Raw genomic sequence first — 26,606 nt, 5'->3', positions numbered from 1 at the left:
ACCCCTTGGCGCAGACATTGCAAGAGCCGTACCGCAGAGCAGGCTAGCCGGCGGCCCTGTGGCGATGGCGATCGGGAGCGCGATGTCGGGCAGGAGGACCAGGATTCTCTACATCGTGCCGCCGACGCGGTCGTTTGCCGGTATCGAGCGCGTCACTGACTCGATTTGCTCGGCATTGGCGACCGAGTATGAGCAGGATCTTGAGGTTTCCGTCCTCTACACCTCGCCCTTCGAGCAGATTGTCGGCCAGCCGCGGCCATACGACGTCATTCTGAGCTTCTCAAAGGGACGGCTCGACCTGCTGCGCCGGGTCCGGCGAACGATCGCCAATGGGCAATTCGACCTCGTGGTCGTGCCGCAGGTCGAGCCGACGGCGGTGTTCTGGCTCTGCTGCCTCGGCATCCGGCGCCGCTTCATCCTCTATCTCCACGGAAATCCAAGGCTCGAGCGTCGTTCCCTCAAGGCGAGCCTGCTGTTCGAGGCGATGCGGTTCCTGGTACTGCCGCGGCTGGCGCGCATCTTCGGCACGTCGCCGCGCCAGCTCGAAGCCTTCCGGGCCGATTATCCGAGCAGGGTCGAACATGTCTGGGTGCCCAATCCGGTGCGCTCGTTTGACATGCCCGTGCCCGTGCGGGCGACTGCCATAGGCAGCCCGGTCCGCTTCGTTACGGTCGGCCGCTTCGCTTACCAGAAGGGCTACGACATCCTGCTGCGCGCCTTCGCCGCCTTCTGCGAGAAACGCGAGGGCGCCGAGCTGATCCTCGTCGGCTATGGCGATGAGGAACCGACGATCCGTGCCTTGATCGACGAGCTCGGCCTCGGCGGCAAGGTGACGATCGAACATCACCCCGACAGCCCCGCGATCCCGCTCTCGCGCAGCGACATCTATCTCTCGGGCGCACGCTGGGAAGGCTGGTCGCTCGCCATTTGCGAGGCGCTGCGGTTCGGGCTGCCTGTGATCGCCTTCGACTGCGAGTTCGGACCGAGCGACATCATTCTCGATGAGCGCATCGGCCGTCTCGTCGCGCTGGGGAACCTGGCCGGCTTCGTCGCCGCGATGATGCACTATCACGACCATGCCGTGTCCGAGCGTCGCCATGCGCAGTACCGGGCCGACTACATCGATCGCTTCAGTCTCGACAAGGTCGTGCATGCGCATGCACGAGCCCTGCTCGCCGCCGACGGACGCGTCGAGCTGCAGCCGCTCGGCACGGTGAACACCGAATTCGCCGGAGCATCCTGACGAGGCGGCGGTTGCTGCTCACACCCGGCGATAGATGTCCTCGTAGCGGACGATGTCGTCCTCGCCGAGATAAGAGCCGGACTGCACCTCGATGATCTCGAGCAGAATCTTGCCAGGGTTGGCCATCCGATGGACGCAGCCGATCGGCAGATAAATCGACTCGTTCTCGTGCACGAGGATGGTCTCATCGTTGCGCGTCACCTCCGCGATGCCGCGGACCACGACCCAATGCTCCGCACGGTGGTGATGGCTTTGCAGGGACAGCTTCTGGCCTGGATCGACGACGATACGCTTGACCTGGAAACGCCCCCCGAGATCGAGCGTCTGATAATAGCCCCATGGCCGATAGACCCGGCGGGAGCTGACAACGGCTGGATGCCCGTCGGCCTTGAGTCGCTCGAAGGCGCCCTTGACCGCTTCGGCGCGATCGCGCTTCGTCACCATCACCGCATCGTTCTCGACGATGACAACGGCATCCTCGATGCCGACCAGCACGGTGAGCGGGCCGCTGCTCTGGACATAGCAATTGCGGCTGTCGACGAACTCGACATTCTCGCCGCCGGCATTGCCGGCCTCGTCTCGCGCCGAAGCCTCCCAGACGCTTGACCAGCTGCCGACATCCGACCAACCGAAAGAGGCGGGCACGACACTGGCAAGCTCGGTCCGCTCCATCATGGCGTAGTCGATCGACTTGCGCGGCGCGGCGCCGAAGCGCTCGGCGTCGAGGCGATGGAAGTCGATATCCTCGCGCGCCTCCGCCACCGCTGCTATCGCCGCATTCGCCATTGCCGGCTCGTGCTTGGAGAGCTCCGTCATGAAGCTGTCGGCGCGGAACAGGAACATGCCGCTGTTCCAGAGATAGCCTTCGTCGAGATAGCGCGCCGCCGTCGCCGCATCGGGCTTCTCGACGAAGCTCAGCACCTTGCGGGCTCCTTCGCTACCCGGTTCCGGCCGGATGTAGCCATAGCCCGTGGCGGGCTTGTCCGGAACGATGCCGAAGGTCACGAGCCGGCCTTGGCCGGCCGCCGCTGCTGCAGTCTCGACCGAGGCGCGGAACGCCGCGAGGTCGCCGATCAAATGGTCGGAAGCGAGCACGAGCACGAGGGCTTGCGGATCGCGCTTCTGGACGAAACTCACGGCGGCGGCGATCGCCGGTCCGGAATCGCGGCGGGCCGGCTCGAGCAGGATCTCGCCGGTCATCCCGACCTGCTTCATCTGGCTCAGTACAAGGAAGCGGAAATCATCATGAGTGACGATCACAGGGGCGCGAAACAGCGGATCCTGGATCCGGCCCAGCGTCTGCTGGAACATCGATTCCTCGCCGAGCAGCGAGATGAACTGTTTCGGAAAGGCTTCCCGCGAGGCGGGCCAGAGCCGCGATCCTGCTCCACCGCAAAGCACGATGGGCACAATCGTACCGGCGACATTCATGACGGGGGAGGGCGCGGCGGCGACTGCCGATGCCTGCGTGAGGGGATCGAGCTTCACGGGGCCCTCATGGATGGTTTGAGCCGCTCCGTGACGGAGACGAGCAGCAGGCCGAGGGCAAGCCCGACGGCCTTGATCGAGGCGTCGTGCAAGGTGCCGTGGCGTGTCGGTGCCCAAGCTTGGGCGAACTCCAGCAAAACGACCGCGGCAAGGCCGATGGCGAAGATCGCAATCCGCTGCTTGGGATAGCCGAGCGCAAACGCGGCCGCGGCGGCCAGAAAGGCAAGACTGCGCTCGACATCGGGCATCAGCCACGCCACCGATGGCCGCTGCTCGACGCCAGACAGCGTCGCGTAGACGATGAGGATCAGTAGCATCCAGGCAGAGAAGCGGGAGAAACGTCTGATCACCGCTATCCGCGCCCGTACCTTGCGCAGAAAACGCGACAACAATCCGTCCGGGCCTGCTCCTTCGCGTAACGCGCCGCCGACGCCCGAATTCTCGATCTCGTCGCGCCAGGCGGTTAGCATCGACCTTTGTGCCCGCAATTGTTCGAGCCGGCGAAAGGCCGCCATCATCTGTGCCTCTGCCTCGACCAGGTTGGCCTCGTCGGCCGGCTCACGGTCAAAATAGATTCCGTCCTCATTGCCCATCAGCGCTGCCGCGCGGGTGCGGGCCTCGTCGAGCCGGCCAGATAGCCCGGTGCATTCGCGTTCAATCCCGGCAAGGGCCTGCCCGAGTTGCCGGTACAGCGGTCCTAGCCGGTTGAGATCCGTCTGGCGGTCTCGATGCGAACTACGAAACCGCGCCGGAAGCGTCATTGCCCCGTCTCCCATCGCAATGGCGGGCGGCGGTCCGAAGCGCGATTGCGCGAACCACCCTTGCGGGGATGATCAGCAATTCATGTGCCAGAAGATCGGTCGCGCAGCCGATCAGCGCGGCGGGCGGGGCCCGAGGATATCGAGGACGCCGCGTGGCCGTTGCCCGTCGCTCGTCACGACCCGAGATCTGAGGGCGGTTAAAACGACCGCCAAAACAGCGACGATCGCGCTGGCGACAATAGCGCTGGCGATCAACGCCACCAGCAAGCCGTGCGACCACATCAGCCAGAGGGTCAGTGCACCGCTGGCGAAGGCAGCCAGGAAAAAGACGATCAGCATCACTCGTGCTTTCGCGGCTCGCTATCGGCCAACGACTATAGCTTCGCTCCGCGGCCCAAGAAAGGCTTCAGGCGCGCGAGGGATACACACAAGTCTGAGCACACATGGTTAAGAGCGGGCTAACGGTCCGCAGCGGACTGGCAACGGATTTGCTTGGGGGTCATCAGAGTAGTCTGCAGTGGAGTGTTTCGTGAGGCATCTCACCCTCCCCAACCGTCTTTTGCTGAAGTGCGCTCGAGCCGCCGGCCGAGTGCTCGCGCTGCTAGCAGCGGCGCTGCCCCTGGTTCTCGCCGCCGGTGGCGACCCACAGGTCAGCGCGAGTGAGTTCGAGTACCGTGTCGCCGCGCAGGATCGGCTGAAGATCAAGGTGTCGGAATGGAGGCCGAACTCACGCGAGCTTTTCGAATGGTCGGCGCTCAGCGGCGAGTTCGCCGTCAGTTCGACCGGCATGCTCTCGCTGCCTGTCGTGGGCACCTTCTCGGTTGACGGAAAGGCGCCCGCCGAGATTGCAGCGCTGATATCAGAACGGCTGAAGGGCACCGCCGGGCTTGTGAATGCGCCGGCGGCAGCCGTCGAGATCGCGCAGTACCGGCCGATCTACGTGGTCGGAAGCGTCGAGAAGCCCGGTGAATACGCCTTCCGACCAACGATGACTGCGCTGCAGGCGGTCGCCATCGCCGGGGGATTCCAGCGCATGGAGCTCGCGCTTGGCCGCTTCGAACGCGAGACGATCATCGCCGAAGGCGAAATCAGTGTGCAGCAGACACAATTGCTCGCCCTGCAGGTGCGCCGCGACAGACTTCTGGCGGAGGCACGCAAGGCCGAGGCGATCACCTTCTCGGACGACCTCCGCCGGAATTTGAACGACAGCGCCGCTCAGGCGATGCGCGAGGAAAGTGCGTTGTTCGCCTCGCATCGCAAGGCCGCCAGGTCACAGGGCGATCTCCTGCAGCAATCGCGATCCCTGCTTGAAGAGGAGTTGCGCACGCTCGGCGCCAAGGCTGTGACGCAGCAGCGTCAGCAGGATCTTGTTCGGCGCGAACTCAACAATATCAACAGCCTGATCAGCAAGGGACTGGCAGTCAGCCCGCGCCAGCTCGCCGTTGAACAGAATCTCGCGCAATCCGAGAGTCAGGCGCTTGACCTGATGCTCGCGACGGCCCGGGCAAAACAGGAGATCAGCCGGCTCGACCGGACGCTGTCCGATCTCGAGAACCAGCGGGAGATCGATGTCGGGCGCGAACTGCGCGCAACGCAACTGTCGCTCAAGCAGACGGATGACAGGATCATCGCGCTGCGCGCACTCATCCACGAATCGACAGCGCTCGCGCCGAGATTGCAGAGCCAGCAGGAAAAGCAGTTCGCGCGCATGCGCTTCAGCGTCCAGCGACGCCAGGGCGGCGCGGTCAACGAAATCGCGATCGAGGAGACGTCGCCGATCCTGCCTGGAGATATCGTCAGGGTGGAGCGGGCCTCGCTGCAATCGATCATCTCGTCTCTGCTACCGACCGCTGCGGGAGCGCAGAACTAGCATATCGCGGATCTACAGCTCGATCTTCGATCGGCTGTACCCAGGCTCCCGTCCATATGGAGGTTGGCCTATGCTGTCGTTCGAGCGGCCCGCTCGTATTTTTCTCGCGGACGAGCACCCGATCTTCGTGGCGGGGCTGCGATTTTGCTTGGCTGAGCAACCCCATATCGACGTGATAGGGGAGGCTCATTCGTCTGCCCGTCTCGCACAAGTCATCGAGGCGGCCGCTCCCGATGTCGCGGTCGTGAGCGAGAGTTTCAACGGCGTCTCGGTAGCCGAGGGGCTTTTGAATGATCTTCCATCGCAACGGGTGCTCGTCGTGGCGGAAGAACTCGATAATGCCCGGGCCCACCAGTTGCTGGCCTTGGGCGCGCGCGGCTATGTCCTGAAACAGTCGCCCGTCTCCGTCGTGTACAAGGCGATCGCAACAGTTCTTCGCGGCGGCCACTTTCTTGATGCCGCGGATGCCGTGCAGACCCCAGCGGGGGGGCGGCGCGGATTGGCCCTGACCGATAGGGAGCAAGAAATTCTGCGCTTGATCGCCTTGGGGTTCAGTATTCGTGAAGCGGCCGAGCGCATCGGTATTACCGCCAAATCGGCGGAAACCTACAAGGTGCGTGCTAGCAATAAGCTGAGCATCGATAGTCGCCAACAGATCGTGCAGTACGCCATCACTCAAGGTTGGTTTGAGTAGCTCGATTAAATAATTTAGCTTTCCTCTGATTGATCAAGACATTCTCGTCAAAACTCCATCTGCGTCACCGCGACGCAGCCGCAGACCCGTCCGCGCTGATAGCTCGCTCGCCGGGATGCTACGAAAAGGAGCGAAATTGCACAGAATTTGTCAGGAAAATTACCGACAACGCCCAAGTCGTAGTCAGTTTCCAAGTACTCTGAACAAACATGCTGCATCGCACAAAAGCCTATTGTCATGTATTCGACTCACGTTAATAATCTATTAAGATGCGGTTCAGGCGTAGGGTGCTGCAATGAGTCGATTTCCGGACTCTCAGAATCTGCCGGCGTCCTTCTTTCTACCCCTGCGTGCATGGCGTGGTGACTACAAGTCGACTCGACTTGCAGTAAAGCGAGCATTCGACCTTACGGCAGGTGTGGCTCTGCTCTTCCTGCTCGCGCCTCTCATGCTACTGATTGTCGGCTTGATCAGGGCAGGCGACGGCGGTCCTGCGTTCTTCCGGCAGGCGAGGATCGGCCGCAGCGGCAAGAGTTTCCGTTGCTGGAAGTTTCGCACCATGGCCAGCAACGCTGACGAAGCACTCCAGCATCTGCTCGCTTCCGATTCGGCCGCAGCGCAGGAGTGGGCTGAAAACCAGAAGCTGACCTGCGATCCGCGGATCACACCCATCGGCGTGTTCCTGCGGCGCTCGAGCCTCGACGAACTGCCGCAACTCTTCAACATCATCTCCGGCGAAATGAGCTTCGTTGGACCGCGCCCGATCGTGGCCGCCGAGCGCGAGCGCTATGGCGAGGCCTTCACTCATTGCTTCTCGGTTCCTCCAGGGCTCACCGGCCTCTGGCAGATCAGCGGTCGCAGCGACTGTTCCTACGCAACGCGGATCTCGCTCGACAGCCAATACGTTTCGGAATGGCACCTCCTGCTCGATGCCAAGATCCTGGTCCGAACGGTACCTGCGGTCCTGATGCAGAAGGGCAGTCGGTAAGGCCTGCCCAAGATCACGAGCCTGTCGGGCATTTCATGCCCGAACCACATGAGTTCCATGGAGGTCCTCGGCCCATGAAAGTCGCGATCGTTCATTATTGGCTCGTTGGGATGCGCGGCGGCGAGAAGGTGATCGAGGCGCTGTGCCGGATGTATCCGGACGCGGACGTCTTCACCCATGTCTACGTGCCCGATGCAGTCTCGGACGAGATTCGGCGTCACAAGGTCACGACCAGCTTCATCGGCCGGCTGCCGCGCGCGGCGAAGCTCTATCAGCGCTATTTGCCGCTTATGCCGCTGGCGCTCGAACAGCTCGACCTGCGCGGCTACGACCTGATCATCTCGAGCGAGTCCGGGCCGGCCAAGGGCATCGTGCCGCCGCCCGGCGCCATGCACATCTGCTATTGCCATTCGCCGATGCGTTACATCTGGAACATGTTCCACGAATACAGGGAGCGTTCCGGGCCGATCACACGTTTGGTCATGCCGGCGCTGGCGCATTACATCCGCAACTGGGACAGCATCTCGGCCAATCGCGTCGATCACTTCGTCGCCAACTCCGAGACGGTCGCCGCTCGGCTGCACCGCTATTATCGCCGTGCCTCGACCGTGATCCATCCACCGGTCGACGTCGATGCGTTCGAGGTGCTGCCGAACGGCTTCATCGAGGATTACTGCCTGATGGTCGGTGAACTCGTCGGCTACAAGCGGCCCGAGCTCGCCGTCGAAGCCTTCAATCGCACCGGCCGGCGCCTGGTGGTGATCGGTGGCGGCGAGATGCTGGCCGAATTGCGCCGTATCGCCAAGCCGAACGTGACCGTGATGGGGCCGCAGCCTTTCAGCGTACTTCGCTACCATTATTCGCGTTGCCGGGCCCTGGTCTTCCCCGGCGAGGAGGACTTCGGGATCGTGCCGGTCGAAGCCATGGCGAGCGGGCGGCCGGTGATCGCCTTCCGCCGCGGTGGCGCAACCGAGACGGTGATCGACGGCATGAGCGGCGTCTTTTTCGACAAGCAGAGCGTCGATGCGATCATCGACGCTGAGGAGAGAGCGCGGGCGATCACCTGGCAGCCGCGCGAGATCGCGGCCTATGCCCGCAACTTCTCGACGGCGGTCTTCGAGAAGCAGATGGGGCTTCACATCAACCAGCTGCTCAAGCCGCTAGCCGGGACGATCTCGATGGCCATGCCGGCGGCGCAGCCGCGCCCGGCCCTGGTCCACAGCTTGGTGTGATCGACGCCGCCCCCTTGCGATCTTCAGGAAGAATCTGATGCAGACGATCTACCAGAGTGAAGTCTACGCTGATTTGAATCCCAGCTGGCACGAAGAGGATTCGCCTTGGAAGGCGCGGCAGATCGAGACGATCCTGCGCAAGAACGCGATCAGCTTCGACAAGGCCTGCGAGGTCGGCTGCGGGACCGGCGAGATCCTGTTCAACCTGGCGAAGGCCTTCCCGGCGGCGCGCTTCCACGGCTACGAAATCTCGCCGCACGCCTATCAGCGCGCCAAATACAAGGAGACCGACAAGGTCGCTTTCTCGCTCGGAGATTTCACCGCGGAAGGCGCATCGGACTACGACTTGCTCGTGATCGCCGACGTGATCGAGCACGTCGAAGACTACATCGCCTTCATCAAGGCCTTGCGCGGCAAGGGTCGCTACAAGGCCTTCCACATCCCGCTCGATCTCTCCGTCCAGTCGCTGCTGCGCGGCTGGCCGATCACCAAGCTGCGCGAGAACGTCGGTCACCTGCACTACTTCTTCAAGGAGACCGCGCTCGCGACCCTGGCGGATTGCGGCTACAAGATCATCGACCACGCCTATACGGCGAGCCGGCTGGAGCTGCCGAACCAGACGCTGAGCAGCCGATTGATGCGCTTGCCGCGCCGATTCTGCTTCTCGCTCAACCCCGATCTGACGGTACGCGTGCTCGGCGGCTATTCGTTGCTGGTATTGGCCGAATGAGCATGGCTGGCGGGCACGACCGGAGCGGAGTTAGGCGGTCGTCACCGCAGCGAAAGGCGCGGGCGCCATGAGCATCGAGCCGATCGGGGCGCTGACCCTCCTCATCGGGCTGATCTGCCTGATGCTGGGCACGGGCGCGCTCGTCTACGGGCTGGCGATCATGGCAGTCCTTGGGGCGGCCGCAGCCATGCTCATCGGCGCTGCCAACATCCAGCCGGGGCATGTGATGCTGGTGTTCCTTGCCTTCGGCGCCCTCAGTCACCGCCGCGAGGCCGCCGCCGCCATCCGTGCGCTGCACCCGAACGAACCCGGCTTCTGGTTCACCTGCCTCGTCGCCTATGGCGTTGCCAGCGCCTTCCTGATGCCGCGCGTCCTCGCCGGCCTGACCGAGATCATCCCGCTCGGCACCACTGCCTTCGACGACACGGGCTCGACCGTGCCGCTGGCGCCGGTTTCCAGCAATGTCACGCAGAGCCTCTACCTCTCCACCACCTTGCTTTGCCTGGTCACGCTGACGGCCGTCGCCGCGACACGCGAGGGCTTCTCGGCCGTCTTCAACGCGCTTCTCGCCTGCTGCGTCGCCAACACCGCCTTCGCCATCCTCGATGTCGCGACCTACGCCACCGGAACGCAAGACCTGCTCGGCTTCATCCGCAATGCCCGCTACACGCTGCACACCGACTCCGAAATCGCCGGCATGAAGCGGATCGTCGGCTCGTATACCGAGGCCTCGGTCTTCGCGCGCTCGACGCTCGGCGTGCTCGGCTTCACCGGAACCTTGTGGCTCTGCGGCGTGCGCCCGCGGCTCACCGGCACGATCGCCGCGTTGTCGTTCGTCTTGATCGTCCTCTCGACCTCCTCGACCGGACTTGCCGGCGCGCCGGTGATGCTGCTCCTGCTCTACGGCTTCGCCTTCGCCCGGCTCGTCCAGGGCAATGCCAGGCGCCAAGCCGCGATGTTCGCCCTCGGGGCGCCGGTCATCGGGCTGGCGGTGGTGCTGCTGCTCCTGCTCGATCCGGAAGCAACGGCGAAAGTCTACGGCTATGTCGATCTCGTCGTGCTGAACAAGGCGAGTTCTGATTCCGGCATTGAGCGCAGCTCCTGGAACGTCATTTCCTTCCAGAACTTCCTCGACAGCTGGGGGCTCGGCGTCGGGCTGGGGACCGCGCGTGCCTCGAGCTTTGCCGTCGCGCTGCTCGCGAGCGTCGGGATTCCCGGCGCGCTCTTCTACGCGGTCTTCGTCTTCGAATGCTTCCTGCGCCCACGTGGCCAACCGGGCAGCCTGGAGGCCGACATCGCGGTTGCCGCGCGCAACGGCTACGCCGGCCTGCTGATTGGCGACCTCCTCGTCGGCCCGATCATCGATCAGGGCTTCTTCTTCTGCATGCTGGCCGCGGTGGCCGCGGCAATCAGGCCGCGAGCCTCGGACGTCCCAAGACCTCTCCCTTTGGTCATCGGAGCAAGGCTATGACGGAGAGCTTCGCGGTGAACGGCCGCTTCCTGTCGCAGGATATGACCGGCGTCCAGCGCTACGCGCGCAACGTCGTGGCAGCGCTCGACGCGAGCCTCGAGACCACCGGGCAGAAGGCGACCCTGATTGCGCCGCGGGGCGCCGACGCCATGGCGCTGCAGGCGATCGACACGATCCAGGGCGGGCGAATGGCGGGACATGCGTGGGAGCAGCTCGAACTGCCGCGGCTCTGGGGAGGGCGGCTCCTCAACCTCTGCAATACGGCACCGATGATGAAGGGCGACCAGATCGTCTGCATCCACGACGCCAACGTCTTCACCGCGCCTGAGAGCTATGGCCGCGGCTTTCGCACAGCATACCGGGCGTTGCAGCCACTGCTGGCGCGCCGCAGCGCCCGGATCGCCACCGTCTCGCAGGCCTCGGCCCGGCAGTTGGCGCGGCATCTGCCGCTTCGCGCCGCCGATATCGCCGTGCTCCCGAACGGCTATGAGCATGCGCTCGCCTGGGACCCGGCCAAGGCGGAGCGGGCTCCGGCGCTGCTGGTGGCGCGACCCGATGCGGAGCGGCCGTTCATCCTCGCTCTGGGCTCGCAGGCGCGCCACAAGAACCTCGCCCTTCTCGTCGCGATCGCGCCGCGGCTGGCAGAACTCGGCATCGACGTCGTCATCGCCGGGGGCGGTAACGGCATCTTCGCACAGGAGCAGCTCGTGCAAGCCGCCAATGTCAGCCTGCTGGGGCGGGTCAGTGACGACGATCTCGCCTTTCTGCTCGAACGCGCGCTCTGCCTCGCCTTCCCGTCCTGGACCGAAGGCTTCGGCCTGCCGATCCTCGAGGCGATGGCGCGGGGCTGCCCGGTCGTCTCTTCCGATCGCGCCAGCATGCCGGAGGTCTGCGGCGACGCCGCGCTGCTCGCATCACCCGCGGACCCGGCCGCGTGGGTCGGGCATGTTCGGACGCTGGCGGAGTCGGCTGCCCTGCGGCAGGAATTGAGCGAGCGCGGCCGCGGGCGCCTGCCACTGTTCTCCTGGCGCAGCACCGCCGAGGGTTATCTGGAGCTGGCGCGGTCGCCCAAAGCACGCCGCGCCCTGCAGACGGCGCCCGCAGTTCAGGTCCCGCGCATCGCGGCTGTCATCGCCACCCGCGGCCGGCCGGAGGTGGTGACGGAGACGGTATTGCACCTCCTCAAGCATCAGACATTGAAGCCCGACAGTGTCATCGTCTCCTGCATCGATCCTGCCGATGCCGGCGGCCTGCAGGGCCGCAACGATGTCGTGGTGCTGACCGGGCCTGCCGGGCTCGCGGCCCAGCGTAATACGGCCCTCGCGCATCTGCCGCCCGGCACCGAGATCGTCGCCTTCTTCGACGACGACTTCGTCGCCCATGAGGACTGGCTGGCCACGGCGGCCCGGACCTTTCGCGATGAATCGAGCATCGTCGCCTTCACCGGCCGGGTCCTGGCCGATGGCGTGACCGGTCCCGGCATCGAGCTTGCAGAGGCGATGAAGCTGGTTGCCGCCCCGCCGCCGAGCGACTGGTCCTGGATCGAACCCTACAGCCCATACGGGTGCAACATGGCCTTTCGCCTCGCCAGCATCGGCGACCTGCGCTTCGACGAGCGGCTGGTACTCTATGGCTGGCTCGAGGACCGCGATTTCGCGGCGGCCCTGGCGCGGAGCGGTGGGCGCCTGGTCAAGTCCGCCGATGCGATCGGCGTCCACATGGGCGTCAAGGGCGGTCGGATGGCCGGTGAACGCTTCGGTTACTCGCAGATCGTCAATCCGCTCTACATGCTGCGCAAGGGCACGATGACGCTCGGCCAGGTCGCCGACCATCTCTTCCGGAACATGTCGAGCAATCTCGGCCGCTCGCTGCGCCCCGAGCCGTTCATCGATCGTCGCGGCCGGCTCAGGGGCAACCTGCTCGGGATTGTCGACATCCTGCGCGGCCGCATGCAGCCCGAGCGCGCCGCTGCCTTGCAGCCGAGGGGGAAATTCAGATGATGCTGGGAAAGCCGGGCGCATCCGGCGCGCCATTCCGGATCCTGCCCCTGCCGGATACCCACCCGCCCCAGATCAGCGACGGCCCGGTTGCCCTGCTTCGCACGATTGGGGCCGCTGGCCTGCGCCATAAGGGCAGGCTGGCGATCTGGGTTGCGCTCTGTCTTGCGGCGGCAGTCGCCTATGTTCGGACAACGCCACCGACCTACACGGCGGCTGCGACCGTACTGCTCGAACCGCGGCGGCAGATTCCAAGTGCGGCGCGCGAGATTGCCGCACCGAGTTCGCTCGACCTGAACGCTGCCGACAGCGAGTTGCAAGTGATCCGCTCGGAGCGCCTGTTGAGCACGGTCTTCGACGCGCTGGCGTTGAGCGACCATCCGGAGCTGGGTCCGCAGCCCCCGGGGCCGCTGCAGATGCTGACCGACCGCGCCCGCGCTGCCCTTCGCAGTGTCTGGACCGTATCGACCGGCGCGGCGGCTCAGCCCGGCGCCGAAGCCTCGCTTCGTGTCGATCCGCGGCGCAACGCTTTCGAGAATTTCGCGCGACACTTCTCGGCGCGGCGCGTCGGCCAGTCCTATGTGCTCGAGATCGCTTACTCCTCGGCCGATCCGGAATTGCCGGCGCGCATCGCCAACGCCGCTGCCTCCGCCTATCTGCTGCAATCGGTCGCCTTCAAGGCCGATGCTGCGCGCAGCGGCGCCGAATTCCTGCAAGGCAGGCTGGATGCGCTCGACTCCCAGGTCCAGGCGGCCAATGCGGCCGTCCGCAGCGGGGCGCTGCCGGCGCGGCCGATCCCGGACGCCGATGCGCGGATCATCGGCGCGGCTCAGGCGCCGCTCGGCCCTTCCGCCCCGCGCGGCAGCCTGATCATGGCGTTCGCCGGCGTTTTCGGATTGCTCGGCGGCGTGTTCGTCGCGGCACTCGCCGCGGTCTTCGATCGCCGCGTCCGCCGTCCCCGTGATCTCGTGCGAGAAACCGGCCTGCCCTGTCTCGCCGTCATCCCCGAGATCAGTGGCTGGCGTGGGCAGGCGCGCGCCTCTGCCTCGGACAGCGCGATGCTGGTGGCGCGCGAGCATGCCGGCTCCTTCGCGGCAGCGATCCGCGATTTGGGAACGGCGATCGAGATCGCCTGGGCCACGAGTCGTTCCGAAGGCAGCCCAGTCGTGGCGATCGGCTCCTGGCGCCCAGGCGCCGGCGCTACGCTGCTGACGATGAACCTGGCGCAACTGCTCAATCATCGCGGCCGGCAGGTCAGCGTCCTCAGCGCCGATGCGTCCTTGGCGCGTGGCGACGACGGTAGCCCCGCCGGCCCATCGCTGACTGACGTAATCGCCACCGGCAGCACGGCGCAGGCGGCCTTCGCCAATGCCGATGGCGTCCGCCTGCTTCCAATCCGCTCGGCGACGCCACAGCTCAATCGCTTCGTCGATTTCCGCGATCCGCGCGCAGGGCTGGTCATTGCGCAGGCAAGACAGCGCGGCGAGGTGCTGATCGACTTGCCGCCGCTCTGCGAATCCTCCGATGCGGTTGCGCTCGCGACCCATGCCGACATCGTCGTCCTCGTCGCCGCCGAGGGCGCGACGACCTATGACGAATTGAACGATGCGCTCGGTGTCCTCCAGCGTGCCGGCATCACCGTCATCGGCGCCGTGATCAATCGCGGCAGGTTGTGATTGTGGCTGCAGGCGGCTGCAGCGCATCACCGTGGTTCTTCGGCCCAGCCTGAGACCGACCTGTCGTGGCGAAGCTCTTCTCAGCCGGCTGCGCCACGGACATCGCGGCGCCCGGTCCTGAATTCCCTCAGCCGTCCACGCAATTGGCTGAGCAAGCCGAGAAACGGTCGCTCGAGCCAGCGCTCGGCGGCATGGGCCACGGCGAACATCAGGAGGAGGCTCCCTGCCAGCAGGCAGGCAAGCGCGAGGACATGCTGGCTCGCGCGCAGATAGCCCTCCGCCACGATCGTGTAGATGAACGGCACGTGGATCAGGTAGAGCGGAAACGAGATCGCGCCGAGATATCGCCCGATCCGGCCCGAGAGAGCCGCGACCAGCCAGCGTGAGCGGAGGCAACCGTAGACGATGAGCATCGCGGCGATCGGATAGAGTAGCCCGCCCTTCCTCTCGGGCTTCAAGGCCTCCGGCAGCCAGTCCAGGCCGAACAGGCGTGCCGCATCGCCGCTCTGCGAGCCGATGACAAGGCCGAGCAGTACGGCGGATACCGGCAGGGCCGATGGTAATCGTCCGGAAGCCCAGGCCTCGCGCAGGATGATGCCGAGCGGAAAGCAGACATAGTCGTAGCGCCGCAGCGCGATGAAGATCAGGGCGCAGCCCAGCGCGATCGCGAGCCGGAACCGTGGTCTGGCAAAAGCGCAGGCGGCGAAGCACAGGATCGAGCCCAGCAGTTCGGGCCGCATCGTCCACAGGACATTGTTGAAGAACGAGCCGCCGCTCATGAAGATCCCGGCCATGCCGTTGTAGATCGCCGCGGCCGGATCGGGGATCGATCCCTGATAGGTCCAACCAAGCCAGCGGCTGCCGGTGAACATGGCCAGTTGCGTAGCGGAGGTCGGGAAAACGCTCAGCAAGAGCCAGGCCGCGAGCGTGCTGGCCGTCGCCGGAATCGCGAGCCGCAGATAGCGGATGGTGACGTCGATCCAGATCGGGTCGGATTTGCGCAGGGTCGCGTTGGTCACGACGAAGCCGCTCAGGACGAAGAACACCGAGACCGCGAAAGTGCCATTCCAGGCAACGGCAAGGGGCGTATAGGCGAGCCAGTGCGCGCCAGGCTGCTGTTCCGGCACCAACCACGGGGTCAGGGCCGACATCAGATGGAAGATTACGACCGCGACTGCCGCAACCCCGCGCAACCCGTCTAGATGGTCAAGCCTCTGGGTCACGAGCTTCTCCAGGCTTGTCGCCCCCAATCCGTGAGCGCCACCAACGGTCAGAGAGCTCCAGGCGCCCGGCGCCGATCGCGAGCCGCATGCCACAGGCGAGCAAGGTCAGCCCGTAGAGCAGAGCGCCGAGGGCCGAGACCAATGCGAGTTCGGCTGGGGCCGGCAAATGCCAGGGGGTGAGGAAGCCGCGCAGGCCGAGCACGCCAGCCGTCATGACGGCCGCCGCAACGGCAATCTTCCAGAGATTGAGGAGCTGCTCGGCGATACCGATAGAGAGCAGGCTGCGGAGCCAGCGCAGAAAGAAGACCGCCATGATCACAGCCGCGGCCAGCCGAGCGGCCGCCATGCCGACGGCGCCCCATTGCAGAAAGCCGATGACGACGGCAGGCGAGCGAATGGCGAGATCGTAGAGATTGAGCCGGAAGATCACCTCAGGACGGCCCAGCGCCAGGCTCAGCGAATACAGCGTCTGGAAATAGGGCGTCGCCATCACCGAGAGCGACAGCAGGCTCAGCAGCCAATCGGCGCCATGCCATTTCGGACCGAGCAGGACCTCGATGATCAGATCCGATGTCAGTGCGATTCCCAGGCTGCAAGGCGCTGAAGCGAGCATGCTGAAGCGAGCTGCCTTGAGGAAGGCGAGCCGCAGGCGCTGATCTTCAGCCTTGATCCGGGAGAAGGCGGCCATGATCGGTTGCAGTGCCGGCCCGATCAGACTCTGGGTCGGCATGACCGAGAGATCCGCCGCGACCGCATAGCGGCCGAGCGTCTCCTTGGCGCCGCCGAGCCCGAGCAGGATGCGATCGAACTGCCAGTTCACCGCTGAGACGAACTGGGCGCAGGTGAACCAGCCAACGAAACTGGCAAAATCCGCCAGTCGGGACAGCGAAAGAGCCGGCCGATAGGGTGCGAGCAGGTAGGAGATTGCGCAGCCGAAGACGGGTGCGGCGACGAAATTGACGACCAGGGCCCAATAGCCGCCGCCGAGCACGAGCGTTGCGATGGCGAGACAGAAGGCTGCGAGCTTGCCGCCTGTCTCAAGGAGGAAATTGCGCAGGAAGCCGAGCTCGCGGATGAACATGACGAGGCCGGGGCTGGCGAGACCGCGCGCGATCGGTGCGAAGGCGAGCGCGAGAATGACCGGGACGAGCTGCTGATCGCCGTTGAGCCATGCAAACGGCCAGGCGACGGCGAGTAGCACCAGGGAAATTGCGAGGCCGCGCAGGGCGCCGAGCGTGAAGCCGGTGTCGAGATGCGCCTTGTCGACATGCGGCAGGCGGACCAGGGCCTGCGTCACCGGAACCTCGAGCACCATATCGACGATCGCGACGCAGGACATGGCGAGCGCCGTCAGGCCAAAATCCGCCGGCGTCAGCATCCGCGCCATGATCAATAGCGTGAAGAAGTCGATGAACCGGCCGAGGAAGCGTGACGCGACCAGCCAGCCAGCGCCCTGGAGCGCCTTCATCGCCAGCATGGCGATCCGTCCTCGAAGCCGCGCGGCACGCGTCGGCACAAATTTCGGCCTGCGGCGACCGCTCTGAAAGTCGCCTTGATCACACGGCCTCCCATCAGCGGTGGTAGCCGGTGGAGAGTCCGCGCAGCGCATGAAAGGCTTCTACTGCCGTCAGCAGCGGCAGGCGCGAGCGTGGAAAGGCTCGCACGATCGCGCCTTCGCGCCAAAGCTGAGTGCGGATCGATGCCAGGCGGGACAGTGCGCTGCCCGGCGGCGCGACGCCATCTCCGACAGCGCCGGCCCGGCCGAAATCGACGGAGCGCTCGCCGATAGCCAGCGCCGCGAGATCGGCCTCGACCGGCCGAGTGACGGCCTGCTTAAGCCGCGGCCAGGCGCGGGCCGCATCGGCCATGATCGCCGCTCCGCCGCCGACGTCGTCGATATAGGCGAGGGCGCCTGACAGAAGAGGATTGCCGGCGGCAGGATCGACGGCCCCGAACGCAATGTCACCAGCGTTGCAGATGATCGCGCCGTCCGCGCCTTCGGCGAAGGATCGTACCGACGGAATCGCCGGCTCGAACAGGCTCTCGATCAACTGCCAATAGCGCAGCACCGTCGAGCGAACGGCGAGGGGGCTGTAGCGGTTGCGCTCGACGGCAAGCCCGACAACGCGCGGGAAATGCTCCTCGCCGAGGCCCTTGTAGTTGCAGCGCGCGAGCTGGATGGTCTCGAAGCTCAAATCCGGCACGCCGGCTGCGAGCAGGCGCTGGGTACTGCCGTAAAGCCCCGTGTCGCACAGGATGATCCGCTTTGCGCCGCAGCTGGCTGCGGAAAGATGGCATCGGAAGAGTGTGTTCTGCCTATCGATGTCGGCGATGACGGCTATACCGGCCGGCCTGTCGAGCATGGCGAAAAAGCGCTCTGGCGCGAATGGTTCGTTCCATGACTCGAACAGCTCATAGCGACCGCCACCCAGCGCGGTGGCGACGTCGGCGAAGCTGCTGCCGCGGAATTCGCGGCCGAGTTCGTCGAGTGCCGCTTGGCTGCGGGTCATGATGGCCGCTCTGGCCGCTACCAGGCGCGAAACCATCAGGTTCTCGCGCGGCATCGCGAGGGGCAGGCTCAGCCGCTCGGCGACGCGCTCGAACGCCGCCCTGATGCCGAGCCCGCCGCGCGCGCAGAACAGCAGGGCCGCGTCGCCGCGCTTGCGGGCCTCGTCGGCGTAGAGCCAGATCGCCAGGCAGAACTCAGCCACGATCGGGCCGAGTGCCTCGCGCCCGAACGCATGGGGATCGCCAGTATATTGCGCCGGAGTGCCGGCATGGGCCCGTCGCCTTCGGAGGATGCGGCCGAGCTCGCTTGCCCCGCCATGAAGCCGCGACAGATGACGCTTCAGCTTCGGGCGCGGGAGGTGGAGCGTGCGCAGGCCAAGTGAAGACGGTACCGCGTGGTCGGCGAGCCAATCGTCGCCGACATGCAAGGTCCGGCTGGCATCGATCCCTTCTGCGGCAAGGACGGCATGGAAGAGCTCGCCGCGCCGCTTGGTCAGGCCGAGATCGGCGCTGGAATAAATCCGATCGAGCAGTTCTGGGCCATGGAGGTGGCTGACCAATGCGCCGAGCACCGATACCGGCAGCCCGATGTCGCTGATCGCGATGACGCGCCGGCCTTCTCCGCGACAGCGGCGCAGCAGTGCCGCGAGTTGCAGGTTTGGCCGTAGCGATGCCTTTTCAATATCAAGCTCGATCGCGAGCCGCGTCTCGCACAGCGCCTCCATTCGCGCCTTGGGCAAGCCGAGAATGGCGAGCTGGCGCCGGATGACGTCGCACAGCATGACCTCACCGTCCTGCTCCGCCATGTCGAGCGCGCGATAGGCCAGCCGCTGCGCCTCCAGGCGGGCTTCGACCAGCCAGCTCTCCGAAACCGGCAGGCCCTGTTCGGCCAGTATGCGAGCGAAGATGCGCTCGCCGCCGACGATACGAGCGCGCTCCGAGCGAAGCGTGCGCAACAGCAAGGTGTCGAACAGGTCGGTCGAGACCAGCTCGATCCCCTCCAACAGCTCCGCCTCGTTCGGATGTGGCCAGCCCGGCATCATACGCTCCGTGCTCAGACGCAATGGTCGACACCGTCGTGACGAAGCGACGGCTGCATGCGAAAACGCACGCCTTACGCAGATGAAGCAGGGACCGTGCCAGTTCAGGATGGTAGCCTTGGCACATCACAAGCGCGGTTGCTCATTCACATCGCATTCGCCGCACGATTGAGCAGGAAAAGGCGCGATGTGCCGGCGAGTTTTGCTTTCGGCTGATCTTGCGGGGGACTAGCCTCTTTTCATGTCCGATCAATGAGGTTCGGCGATGGAAGAGGTGATCCAGCAGATCGACGATGCCGATAGCACGGCCGCCGAGCGCTGCGACGTCATCGTTCTGGGCGCGGGTGTCTCCGGCTTGGTCTCGGCCTCAGTGCTCGCCCAGCAGGGCTGCAGGCGGATCATCGTCGTCGACGAATACCCGCACATCGGCGGCAACCACATCGACTGGTCGTCGGGCGATTACACCTTTGACATCGGTAGCTTGATCTTCCAGGATGACTCGCCGCTACTGCAGCACTTCCCGGAATTGCTGCCGCTTTACGTGCCGATCCGGCCGCGCTGGGCAAGGCTAAATCCGCAACGACTCATCACCGCATATCCGATCTCGGTAAAGGACGATATCCTGCGCGCCGGGTCGCTCGAGGTTGCTCGCATCCTGGCATCGGCGGCCTATGCCCGCCTTTTCAAACGGCGGATGCGCAACGCCCGCGAGTTTGCCCGTCATTGGATTGGGGCCAGGCTGCTGCACCGCTCGGGTCTCGACGCCTACATGACCCGATTCTACGGCATTGCGTCCGATCAGATCGGCATCGAACTGGCGCGCAAGCGCATGCAATGGATCAGCGAGCACGCTTCGCTGCGCGCCATGCTCGGTCGCCTGCGCCGGACGAAGCCGTCGGCGCCGACCAATTGCCAGCTAGCGCGCCCGCGCGAAGGCTTCGCGGCTCTCTACGCCCATGCGGCCGCGACGCTGTCCGCGCGTGGCGTCAGCTTCCTGATGGGGACAAAGCTCGACCGGATCGAGAAACTCGGCAATCGTTTCGTCCTGTTCCGCGAGGGCAGGGCGATCGTCGCCGATCGCGTCGTTTCGACGATTCCGATCCCGCAACTGCAGGCACTCTGCAACCTGCCGGTCTCGCAGGAACTCGAGACGATCACGCTGCTGGCACTCTACTTCAGCTTCGACGGCGCGCGTGGCTTCGATGAGGAAATCATCTACAATTTCTCCTATGACGGTGCCTGGAAGCGCCTGACGATGTATTCCGACTTCTACGGTCGTGCGCACGGGCGCCAGTATTTCGGCGTCGAGGTGATCGCCAACCATATCGGCAAGTCGGTCGCCCAGGCCGAGGCGGATTTCCGCACGCATGTCGCGGTGAACGGGCTCTTTCTTGGCGATCTCAGGCTCGAAGGCAGCCAGTTCCTCGACAACGCCTATCCGGTCTATCGCAATGGAGCGGATGAGAGCGCTGCCGAGGCGGTCAAGGCCCTGAAGGCCTTTGGGATCGAATCCCTCGGCCGCCAGGGCGGTTTCAATTATCAGCCGACAGCACGAGTCTCGACGATAGAGGCCGAGGCGGCTCTGCGAAGCGCACACGCGGTCCCGGCACGGTAAATGCAGGGCCTTCGCGCCCAGCGGCGCGGAGGCGCGAGCGCAGGCGAGTTCGCGGTCCGAGCATCGTGAAGGGCCCATGCGTATCCTCCATTTGCTGAATCACACGACGCAGTCGAACGGTCATGTCCACGCTGCGGTCGACCTTGCCTGCGAGCAGAGCCGGCTCGGCCATATCGTCGCCGTGGCCAGCGGCGGTGGCGATTTCGATGCGCTGCTCGCCCGCAATGGCGTCAAGGTTTTCACGATCGACCATCGGCGCAAGGCGGCGACGCTATTGCGGTCCGCCTGGGCGCTGCGGCGACTGGTCGGCACTTTCAGCGCCGACATCGTCCATGCCCATATGATGACGAGCGCCGTGCTTGCCTGGCCGATCTGCAAGCTCGCCGGTATCCCGCTGGTCGCGACGGTTCACAATGAATTCGAGAAGAGCGCGGTTCTCATGGGGCTCGGGACCCGTGTCATCGCGGTCAGCGCCGCGGTCGGCACATCGATGCGCCGGCGCGGCATCCCGGCCGCCAAGCTGCGCGTCATTCTCAATGGCACCATCGGCTCGGCCCGCCTGGCAAACCGCGAGACCGCGCCGATCGCGCTCGCCTCACCAAGCCTCCTCTTCGTCGGCGGGCTGCACCCGCGCAAGGGCTTGGCCGATCTCTTTGCCGCCTTCGATCTGGTCCATCGCCGACATCCGGAGGCGCGCCTGCACATCGTCGGCGATGGGCCCTTCGCGCAGACCTACCGCGACATGGTCGCCGGTTTGTCCTGCCGCGAGGCCGTGCGCTTCGAAGGCGGCAAGGTCGATCCTTTCCCCTGGATGCGCGGCGCCGATATCTTCGTGTTGCCGTCTCATGCTGATCCCGCGCCGCTTGTCCTGCCGGAGGCGAGGGAGGCGGGCTGCGCCATCGTGGCGACGCATGTCGATGGCATTCCCGAATTGCTGGAGGGTGGCGAGGCGGGCGTGCTGGTTCCGGCCCGCGATCCCGATGCGCTTGCCGCTGCCCTGTCCGAGCTGATCGCAACCCCTGATGCGATCAGTCATTGGCGCGAGCGAAGCCAGTACCGGATCGACCATCTGAGGATCGCCCGCGTCGCCCGCGAGACGCTCGACCTCTACGACGAGGCGATCCTGCAACTCGGCCGGAGGGCCGGCTCGGCGCTGCCCCATACGAATTGAGGACGCTGGAGCTGCTTGCGGCAGTCCAGCCAGCCACACGGAGATGAGCCATGCCGATCATGCCATCCCGCCGGATGTTCCTGCGTGCAGGCGCCGCTTTCGCGGCAGTGGCAGGCGCCCGTCCCATTTCGTCGGACGCGCAGCAGGACGCGCCGGATCCGACGCTCGGCCGCACGCTCGTCTTCGATGAATCCTTCGCCAGCCTTGATCCGGACATCTGGCAGGCCGGCCCCAAGGCGACCACCCATGAGCCTGGATTCTATGGTCGCTCGGCCTTCAGCCGTCGCGGCGGCGAGGAGGGCTTCGACCCCTATGCGATCGTCGCCGATCCGCTGGCCTCCGGAGGTCACGCGCTCGCGATTTCGGCCCGCTATCTCGGGCGGCCGATGAACGTGCCGGCTTATTACGGCAACGCGCTGCCGGAGTTCCAGTGGATCTCCGGCAATCTCCAGACGGCACGCCGGGACGGCACCATCTTGAGAGGCTGGCGCAACGGCTATTTCGAGGCGCGGATGCGGTTCCCGGCGCATCCGCTGAGCTTCCCGGCCTTCTGGCTGATGAACGGCCGCAGCATCCTCTTCCCCAAGACCAGCGTCGAAATCGATATCGTCGAGCACAAGGGCTGGGAGCACAGGCTCTATGGCGCTTATCTGCACGAATGGGGTCAGCCGGGCGAGCGGCACGAGGGGGTCGGCGTCCCCACGGAGGTCGATCTGACCAGCGGCTATTTCCGTTATGGCGGATTGATCGACGGTGATCGTTGCGTGCTCTATTTCGAGCGCAAGCCGATCCGCGATCCGAAGACCGGCGGCGCGCTCGAGTGGCGGATCGGGCGTGCGAGCGAGATCGATGCACAGGGCGATGTCTTCTGGCCCCTGATCACACTGGCATTGCGATCCGACGTCCCGTTTCCTCAGCCACTCAGACCCGAGGACCGAGAAGCGCAGTTGAGAGTCGACTACGTCCGTGTGTACGGCAGCTAGCCGGAGGACTCGGATGATCCGCCGCGCTCCGATGAAGCTTGCCAAATCGGTTGGCAAGCCGGGGCCAGGCTGCTTGGCGCGGCTCGCGTTCAGCCAACGGGCGAAGGCTGCCGATCGCAAAACGGCATACTAGTCTGGATGTCATCCCCGGCATCCCTCACCAGCCGGAACGCGCGGCCTGCCATGTCCGAGATCGCTTCTTCGCGCCGCGCCATCGGCTTGATCGTCCCGTCTTCCAACCGGGTCGTCGAGCGCGTGGCGGGTCAGTTGCTGGCGGGGTATCCGGACATCGATTGTTGCATTGCGCGCGTTCCTTATGGCGGAATCGTCGGGGCCGGCTCGATACCCGCCTACAGACTCGAACCGTTCGACACCGCCGCCACGCTGCTGGCCGATGCCGGCGTCGATGCCATCTGCTGGAACGCGACGCGGGGCGCGGCGCTGGGCTTCGACGCCGATCGCGACCTGTGCCGGCGGATCGAGGACCGTACGGGAATCCCGGCGGTCACGACCTCGCTCGCGGCGGTCGAACTTTTGATTGCGGAACCGTCGAGAAGGATCGGCTTCGTCACGCAGGGCGACGAAGCCGAATCGCTCGATATCCTCCGGCGGTTCCGCTCGCAGGGCATTGATATCGTCGATCACAGCTGGCTCGGTATCGTCAACAATCTCGATGCCGCTCGCGTCGGCTGCCGCACGCTGCTCGCGGAGGTTCAGGATCTGGCCGCCCGGTCGTCGCTCGACACGGTGGTGATCTGGAGCACCAACCTGTCGGGCTATGCCGCCCGCCTGAGCGAACACGACGCCGCTTTCACCATTCTCGATTCAGCAGAGATCGGCATCATTGCCGCGCTAAGCAGCGCAGCCGAACGCACACGATAATATCGCCTATTTCATAGGCATTTTTACGTCATTGCATACAACATGGGATGAAGCGCTCGCCGAAGCGCGCTTTTCCCGAGAGATTTCAATTCACTACCGGCTGGCACGCTACGTGCTTCGGAAGCGCCATGTGCGCCGACGCTGAACCGCATTCACGCCCAAGCCCTGTCCGAGTCGCCATGCGCCGCGACTGCACTCTCGCGGCAGCCGAAAGCGCGGTCTGCGGGCCCGCCTCCGAAGATCCGGCGCGTCACGACATCCGATTGGCAAAACCAGGGGTTTTCGACTGATGATCACACGCCGCGCCGCCATCGCCGCAGGTCTTGCCGCGCCCTTCGTCGCGCGAAGCCAGGCGCAAGCCCAGGCAGTGGGCCGGGCCGAAACCCTGTTGCTGGTTCAGGAGTACGGGCCCAACAGCCTCGACATGCAGGGCATCGGCTCCTCGCAGCCCGTCAATGGCGTCGCATTGAACTGCTATGACCGCCTGCTGCGCTTCAAGCCGGTTCCGATCCCCGGCGGCGGCGGCAACACCATTTCGATGGGCGAACTCGAGGGCGAGCTGGCCGAGAGCTGGCAGATCGCGTCGGACGGCATGAGCTGCACCTTCAAGCTGCGCGATGCCACCTTCCATTCCGGCCGCAAGGTCACTGCGACCGACGTGAAATGGTCGCTCGACCGTGCCTGCACGATCGGCGGCTTCGCCACGACGCAGATGAATGCCGGCTCGCTGGAGAAGCCCGAGCAATTCGTCGTCGTCGACGAGAAGACATTGCGCGTCGATTTCATCCGCAAGGACAAGATGACGCTGCCGAACCTGGCGGTCACGATCCCCTTCGTGTTCGACTCCGAGCTCGCGATCAAGAATGGCGGTGGCGACCCCCATGCCAAGGAATGGCTGAAGAACAACATCGCCGGCTCCGGCGCCTACAAGGTCGAAAGCTGGAAGCCCGGAGTCGAGACGATCTATGTCCGCAATGACGACTGGAAATGCGGAAAGCTGCCGCAGCTGCGCCGGATCATCGCCCGCGACATCGCCTCGCCCTCGACCCGCCGGGCCCTGATGGAGCGCGGCGACGCGGACGTCTCATACGGTTTGCCGCCGAAGGACTTCAAGGACCTGCTCGATGCCGGCAAGGTTAACGTCGTCGGCGTGCCGATCCCCAACGGCGTCTGGGGCTGCTATCTCAACACGCAGGTCGGCCCGTTCAAGGATGTGCGCCTGCGCCAGGCCGTGGCCTGGGTGATGCCCTATGAGAAGATCCTGCAGGCCTCGCTGTTCGGCCGCGGCGTCTCGATGGCCGGCGGCAAGGATCCTAAGGTCGCCTGGCCGCAGCCCTTCCCCTACACCGCCGACGTCGCCAAGGCGAAGGCCCTGGTCGATGCCGCTGGCGGCCCGTTTTCGACGACGCTGTATTTCGACGCCGGCAACGGGACCGTCGCCGAGCCGATGGCGGTGCTGATCAAGGAGGCGCTCGCCGCGATCGGGATTACCGTCGAGATCAACAAGGTGCCTGGCGCCAACTTCCGCACCGAGATCGCCAAGAAGACCAACCCAATGGTGCTGAACCGCTTTGCCGGCTGGCTCGACTATCCCGATTACTACCTGTTCTGGACGATGCACGGCAACAACTCGATCTTCAACATCGCCGCCTACCAGAATCCGGCGCTGGACAAGCTCGTCGATGCCGCCCGCTTCGCGCCGGACAAGGCCTCCTACGACGCCAATGTCATCGACTTCATCAAGCTGGTGAACAACGAAGTGCCGATGGTGCCGATCAACCAGCCGACCCATGACGTCGCGCTGCAGAAGGCGATCGGCGGCTACCAGTTCCAGCCCTGTCGCGAGCCGGACTTCCGCTACCTGACCAAGGGGTAGGGCACAGATGATCGCTCACCGTCATTGCGAGGCGGCGCAGCCGACGAAGCAATCCAGGAGCGGCCGCGCTCGACGTCCCTCTGGATTGCTTCGCTACGCTCGCAATGACGGCTCGCCCAGCACGCGGAGAGGAACACCATGCTGCGCATGATCGGCCAGCGTCTGATGACGACGATTCCGTCGGTCATCGGCGTGATCATCGTCACCTTCCTGCTGACGCGGGTACTGCCGGGCGATACCGCGGCCTATTTCGCCGGCCCGGCCGCCTCGCCCCAGGCGATCATCGAAATCCGCTCCAAGCTTGGGCTCGACCAGCCGCTGCCGGTGCAGTTCGTCTCCTATGTCACGGCGCTGGTGAAGGGCGATCTCGGAACCTCGCTGACGACCGGCCAGGCGGTGACGAAGGATCTCGCCGCGCGCCTGCCTGCCTCTGCGGAGCTGACGCTGGCAGGGCTGATCCTGGCCATGGCGGTGGCTCTGCCTTTGGGTGTGCTGGCGGCGGTGAAGCAGGGCTCCTGGATCGACCATCTCTGCCGCATCGTGGCGACCGCGGGCGTCTCGCTGCCGGTGTTCTTCACCGGGCTCCTGCTGGTCTATGTGTTCTATTTCATCCTCGGCTGGTCGCCGGCGCCGCTCGGCCGGCTCGACGTCTTCGCCTCCGAACCGCCGCGCATCACCGGCCTGTTCCTGGTCGACACCTTGCTGGCACGGGATTTCGAGACCTTCCGGGGGGCTTTCGCCCAACTGATCCTGCCGGCGGTGACGCTCGCCATCTTCTCGCTGGCACCGATTACCCGCATGACCCGTGCCTCGATGCTGGCGGTGCTCGGCGCCGATTTCGTGCGCACCGCACGCGCCAGCGGCCTGACCAACAGCAAGGTCATCGGCACCTATGCCTTCCGCAACGCGATGCTGCCGGTGGTCACGACGCTCGGCATGGTGTTCTCCTTCCTGCTCGGCGCCAATGTGCTGGTCGAGAAGGTCTTCGCCTGGCCCGGCGTCGGTTCCTACGCAGTCGAGGCGCTGATCGCGTCGGACTATGCACCGATCCAGGGCTTCGTCCTGACCATGGCGATCCTCTACGTCGCCCTGAACCTGATGATCGACGTGCTCTACGGCGTCATTGATCCTCGCGTCAGGCTGGAGGGTTGAAGACCG

Annotated in this window: 21 protein-coding genes; 15 read left to right on the top strand and 6 right to left on the bottom strand. The window is 65.2% G+C overall.

Annotated features, from left to right (window positions below; translation table 11 throughout):
- The first annotated feature begins 64 nt into the window (after positions 1–64).
- Complete coding sequence (locus ACSQ3M_RS06350; RefSeq protein ID WP_436149202.1) at positions 65–1,243, top strand: glycosyltransferase; 1,179 nt, start codon at positions 65–67, stop codon at positions 1,241–1,243.
- An 18-nt stretch (positions 1,244–1,261) separates the two neighbouring features.
- On the opposite strand, the gene ACSQ3M_RS06345 is transcribed toward ACSQ3M_RS06350, so the two are convergent.
- The 3 genes from ACSQ3M_RS06345 to ACSQ3M_RS06335 all read right to left on the bottom strand — a co-directional run bounded on the left by ACSQ3M_RS06345 (position 1,262) and on the right by ACSQ3M_RS06335 (position 3,834).
- Positions 1,262–2,731, bottom strand: coding sequence for a mannose-1-phosphate guanylyltransferase/mannose-6-phosphate isomerase (locus ACSQ3M_RS06345; protein WP_436149201.1), 1,470 nt, complete (start codon positions 2,729–2,731; stop codon positions 1,262–1,264).
- The gene (locus ACSQ3M_RS06340) at positions 2,728–3,492 is read right to left on the bottom strand and encodes a hypothetical protein (protein WP_436149200.1); all 765 of its coding nucleotides are present in this window, start codon (positions 3,490–3,492) and stop codon (positions 2,728–2,730) included. Before ACSQ3M_RS06340 ends, ACSQ3M_RS06345 begins: the two co-directional genes overlap by 4 nt.
- A 111-nt stretch (positions 3,493–3,603) precedes the next feature.
- Positions 3,604–3,834, bottom strand: coding sequence for a hypothetical protein (locus ACSQ3M_RS06335; protein ID WP_436149199.1), 231 nt, complete (start codon positions 3,832–3,834; stop codon positions 3,604–3,606).
- A 187-nt stretch (positions 3,835–4,021) separates the two neighbouring features.
- On the opposite strand from ACSQ3M_RS06335, the gene ACSQ3M_RS06330 reads away from it, so the two are divergent.
- The 8 genes from ACSQ3M_RS06330 (at position 4,022) to ACSQ3M_RS06295 (ending at position 14,150) form a co-directional block, all read left to right on the top strand.
- The gene (locus ACSQ3M_RS06330) at positions 4,022–5,362 is read left to right on the top strand and encodes a polysaccharide biosynthesis/export family protein (protein ID WP_436149198.1); all 1,341 of its coding nucleotides are present in this window, start codon (positions 4,022–4,024) and stop codon (positions 5,360–5,362) included.
- Positions 5,363–5,432: 70 nt separating this feature from the next.
- On the top strand, positions 5,433–6,056 hold the full coding sequence (locus ACSQ3M_RS06325; RefSeq protein ID WP_436149197.1) for a LuxR C-terminal-related transcriptional regulator: 624 nt from the start codon (positions 5,433–5,435) through the stop codon (positions 6,054–6,056).
- Positions 6,057–6,351: 295 nt separating this feature from the next.
- Positions 6,352–7,044, top strand: coding sequence for a sugar transferase (locus tag ACSQ3M_RS06320; protein ID WP_436149196.1), 693 nt, complete (start codon positions 6,352–6,354; stop codon positions 7,042–7,044).
- 74 nt (positions 7,045–7,118) lie between these two features.
- Complete coding sequence (locus tag ACSQ3M_RS06315; protein WP_436149195.1) at positions 7,119–8,276, top strand: glycosyltransferase; 1,158 nt, start codon at positions 7,119–7,121, stop codon at positions 8,274–8,276.
- 37 nt (positions 8,277–8,313) lie between these two features.
- A complete protein-coding gene (locus ACSQ3M_RS06310) occupies positions 8,314–9,006 on the top strand; it encodes a class I SAM-dependent methyltransferase (protein ID WP_436149194.1) in 693 nt (230 codons plus the stop codon).
- Between the two features lie 67 nt (positions 9,007–9,073).
- Complete coding sequence (locus ACSQ3M_RS06305) at positions 9,074–10,477, top strand: hypothetical protein (RefSeq protein ID WP_436149193.1); 1,404 nt, start codon at positions 9,074–9,076, stop codon at positions 10,475–10,477.
- Positions 10,474–12,477, top strand: a complete 2,004-nt coding sequence (locus tag ACSQ3M_RS06300) for a glycosyltransferase (RefSeq protein ID WP_436149192.1) — start codon at positions 10,474–10,476, stop codon at positions 12,475–12,477. The genes ACSQ3M_RS06305 and ACSQ3M_RS06300 overlap by 4 nt, the downstream gene beginning before the upstream one ends.
- Positions 12,474–14,150, top strand: coding sequence for a Wzz/FepE/Etk N-terminal domain-containing protein (locus tag ACSQ3M_RS06295; RefSeq protein WP_436149191.1), 1,677 nt, complete (start codon positions 12,474–12,476; stop codon positions 14,148–14,150). Before ACSQ3M_RS06300 ends, ACSQ3M_RS06295 begins: the two co-directional genes overlap by 4 nt.
- A gap of 80 nt (positions 14,151–14,230) precedes the next feature.
- On the opposite strand, the gene ACSQ3M_RS06290 is transcribed toward ACSQ3M_RS06295, so the two are convergent.
- The 3 genes from ACSQ3M_RS06290 to ACSQ3M_RS06280 form a co-directional block, all read right to left on the bottom strand.
- The gene (locus ACSQ3M_RS06290) at positions 14,231–15,373 is read right to left on the bottom strand and encodes an acyltransferase family protein (protein ID WP_436149190.1); all 1,143 of its coding nucleotides are present in this window, start codon (positions 15,371–15,373) and stop codon (positions 14,231–14,233) included.
- Positions 15,357–16,850 (bottom strand): lipopolysaccharide biosynthesis protein, encoded by a 1,494-nt coding sequence (locus tag ACSQ3M_RS06285; RefSeq protein WP_436149189.1) that lies wholly within the window; start codon positions 16,848–16,850, stop codon positions 15,357–15,359. Before ACSQ3M_RS06285 ends, ACSQ3M_RS06290 begins: the two co-directional genes overlap by 17 nt.
- Before the next feature lie 94 nt (positions 16,851–16,944).
- Entirely contained in the window at positions 16,945–18,921 is a 1,977-nt protein-coding gene (locus ACSQ3M_RS06280) for a hydrolase (protein WP_436149188.1), read from the bottom strand.
- Between the two features lie 265 nt (positions 18,922–19,186).
- Between ACSQ3M_RS06280 and ACSQ3M_RS06275 the strand changes: the two genes are divergently transcribed.
- The 6 genes from ACSQ3M_RS06275 to ACSQ3M_RS06250 all read left to right on the top strand — a co-directional run bounded on the left by ACSQ3M_RS06275 (position 19,187) and on the right by ACSQ3M_RS06250 (position 26,600).
- Positions 19,187–20,536, top strand: a complete 1,350-nt coding sequence (locus ACSQ3M_RS06275; RefSeq protein ID WP_436149187.1) for an FAD-dependent oxidoreductase — start codon at positions 19,187–19,189, stop codon at positions 20,534–20,536.
- Positions 20,537–20,612: 76 nt separating this feature from the next.
- Entirely contained in the window at positions 20,613–21,707 is a 1,095-nt protein-coding gene (locus tag ACSQ3M_RS06270) for a glycosyltransferase family 4 protein (protein ID WP_436149186.1), read from the top strand.
- 50 nt (positions 21,708–21,757) lie between these two features.
- Positions 21,758–22,690, top strand: coding sequence for a 1,3-beta-glucanase (locus tag ACSQ3M_RS06265; RefSeq protein WP_436149185.1), 933 nt, complete (start codon positions 21,758–21,760; stop codon positions 22,688–22,690).
- A 183-nt stretch (positions 22,691–22,873) separates the two neighbouring features.
- Complete coding sequence (locus ACSQ3M_RS06260) at positions 22,874–23,572, top strand: hypothetical protein (protein WP_436149184.1); 699 nt, start codon at positions 22,874–22,876, stop codon at positions 23,570–23,572.
- Positions 23,573–23,861: 289 nt separating this feature from the next.
- Complete coding sequence (locus tag ACSQ3M_RS06255; RefSeq protein WP_436149183.1) at positions 23,862–25,448, top strand: ABC transporter substrate-binding protein; 1,587 nt, start codon at positions 23,862–23,864, stop codon at positions 25,446–25,448.
- A 138-nt stretch (positions 25,449–25,586) separates the two neighbouring features.
- Entirely contained in the window at positions 25,587–26,600 is a 1,014-nt protein-coding gene (locus tag ACSQ3M_RS06250; RefSeq protein ID WP_436149182.1) for an ABC transporter permease, read from the top strand.
- The last annotated feature ends 6 nt before the right edge of the window (positions 26,601–26,606 follow it).

This window comes from Allobosea sp. LjRoot90 (assembly GCF_964254315.1).
Lineage (GTDB): Bacteria > Pseudomonadota > Alphaproteobacteria > Rhizobiales > Beijerinckiaceae > Allobosea.
The sequence above is the reverse complement of the archived record's forward strand: the minus strand, read 5'-3'. Positions and strand labels throughout refer to the sequence as shown.

Excerpts from the sequence above, each read along its gene's own strand:
- ACSQ3M_RS06260 (WP_436149184.1), top strand. The coding sequence starts at position 22,874 with ATGTCCGAGATCGCTTCTTCGCGCCGCGCCATCGGCTTGATCGTCCCG.
- ACSQ3M_RS06300 (WP_436149192.1), top strand. The coding sequence starts at position 10,474 with ATGACGGAGAGCTTCGCGGTGAACGGCCGCTTCCTGTCGCAGGATATG.
- ACSQ3M_RS06305 (WP_436149193.1), top strand. The coding sequence starts at position 9,074 with ATGAGCATCGAGCCGATCGGGGCGCTGACCCTCCTCATCGGGCTGATC.
- ACSQ3M_RS06320 (WP_436149196.1), top strand. The coding sequence starts at position 6,352 with ATGAGTCGATTTCCGGACTCTCAGAATCTGCCGGCGTCCTTCTTTCTA.
- ACSQ3M_RS06295 (WP_436149191.1), top strand. The coding sequence starts at position 12,474 with ATGATGCTGGGAAAGCCGGGCGCATCCGGCGCGCCATTCCGGATCCTG.
- ACSQ3M_RS06315 (WP_436149195.1), top strand. The coding sequence starts at position 7,119 with ATGAAAGTCGCGATCGTTCATTATTGGCTCGTTGGGATGCGCGGCGGC.
- ACSQ3M_RS06250 (WP_436149182.1), top strand. The coding sequence starts at position 25,587 with ATGCTGCGCATGATCGGCCAGCGTCTGATGACGACGATTCCGTCGGTC.
- ACSQ3M_RS06270 (WP_436149186.1), top strand. The coding sequence starts at position 20,613 with ATGCGTATCCTCCATTTGCTGAATCACACGACGCAGTCGAACGGTCAT.
- ACSQ3M_RS06310 (WP_436149194.1), top strand. The coding sequence starts at position 8,314 with ATGCAGACGATCTACCAGAGTGAAGTCTACGCTGATTTGAATCCCAGC.
- ACSQ3M_RS06350 (WP_436149202.1), top strand. The coding sequence starts at position 65 with ATGGCGATCGGGAGCGCGATGTCGGGCAGGAGGACCAGGATTCTCTAC.
- ACSQ3M_RS06280 (WP_436149188.1), bottom strand. The coding sequence starts at position 18,921 with ATGCCGGGCTGGCCACATCCGAACGAGGCGGAGCTGTTGGAGGGGATC.
- ACSQ3M_RS06275 (WP_436149187.1), top strand. The coding sequence starts at position 19,187 with ATGGAAGAGGTGATCCAGCAGATCGACGATGCCGATAGCACGGCCGCC.
- ACSQ3M_RS06265 (WP_436149185.1), top strand. The coding sequence starts at position 21,758 with ATGCCGATCATGCCATCCCGCCGGATGTTCCTGCGTGCAGGCGCCGCT.
- ACSQ3M_RS06285 (WP_436149189.1), bottom strand. The coding sequence starts at position 16,850 with ATGCTGGCGATGAAGGCGCTCCAGGGCGCTGGCTGGCTGGTCGCGTCA.
- ACSQ3M_RS06340 (WP_436149200.1), bottom strand. The coding sequence starts at position 3,492 with ATGACGCTTCCGGCGCGGTTTCGTAGTTCGCATCGAGACCGCCAGACG.
- ACSQ3M_RS06325 (WP_436149197.1), top strand. The coding sequence starts at position 5,433 with ATGCTGTCGTTCGAGCGGCCCGCTCGTATTTTTCTCGCGGACGAGCAC.
- ACSQ3M_RS06255 (WP_436149183.1), top strand. The coding sequence starts at position 23,862 with ATGATCACACGCCGCGCCGCCATCGCCGCAGGTCTTGCCGCGCCCTTC.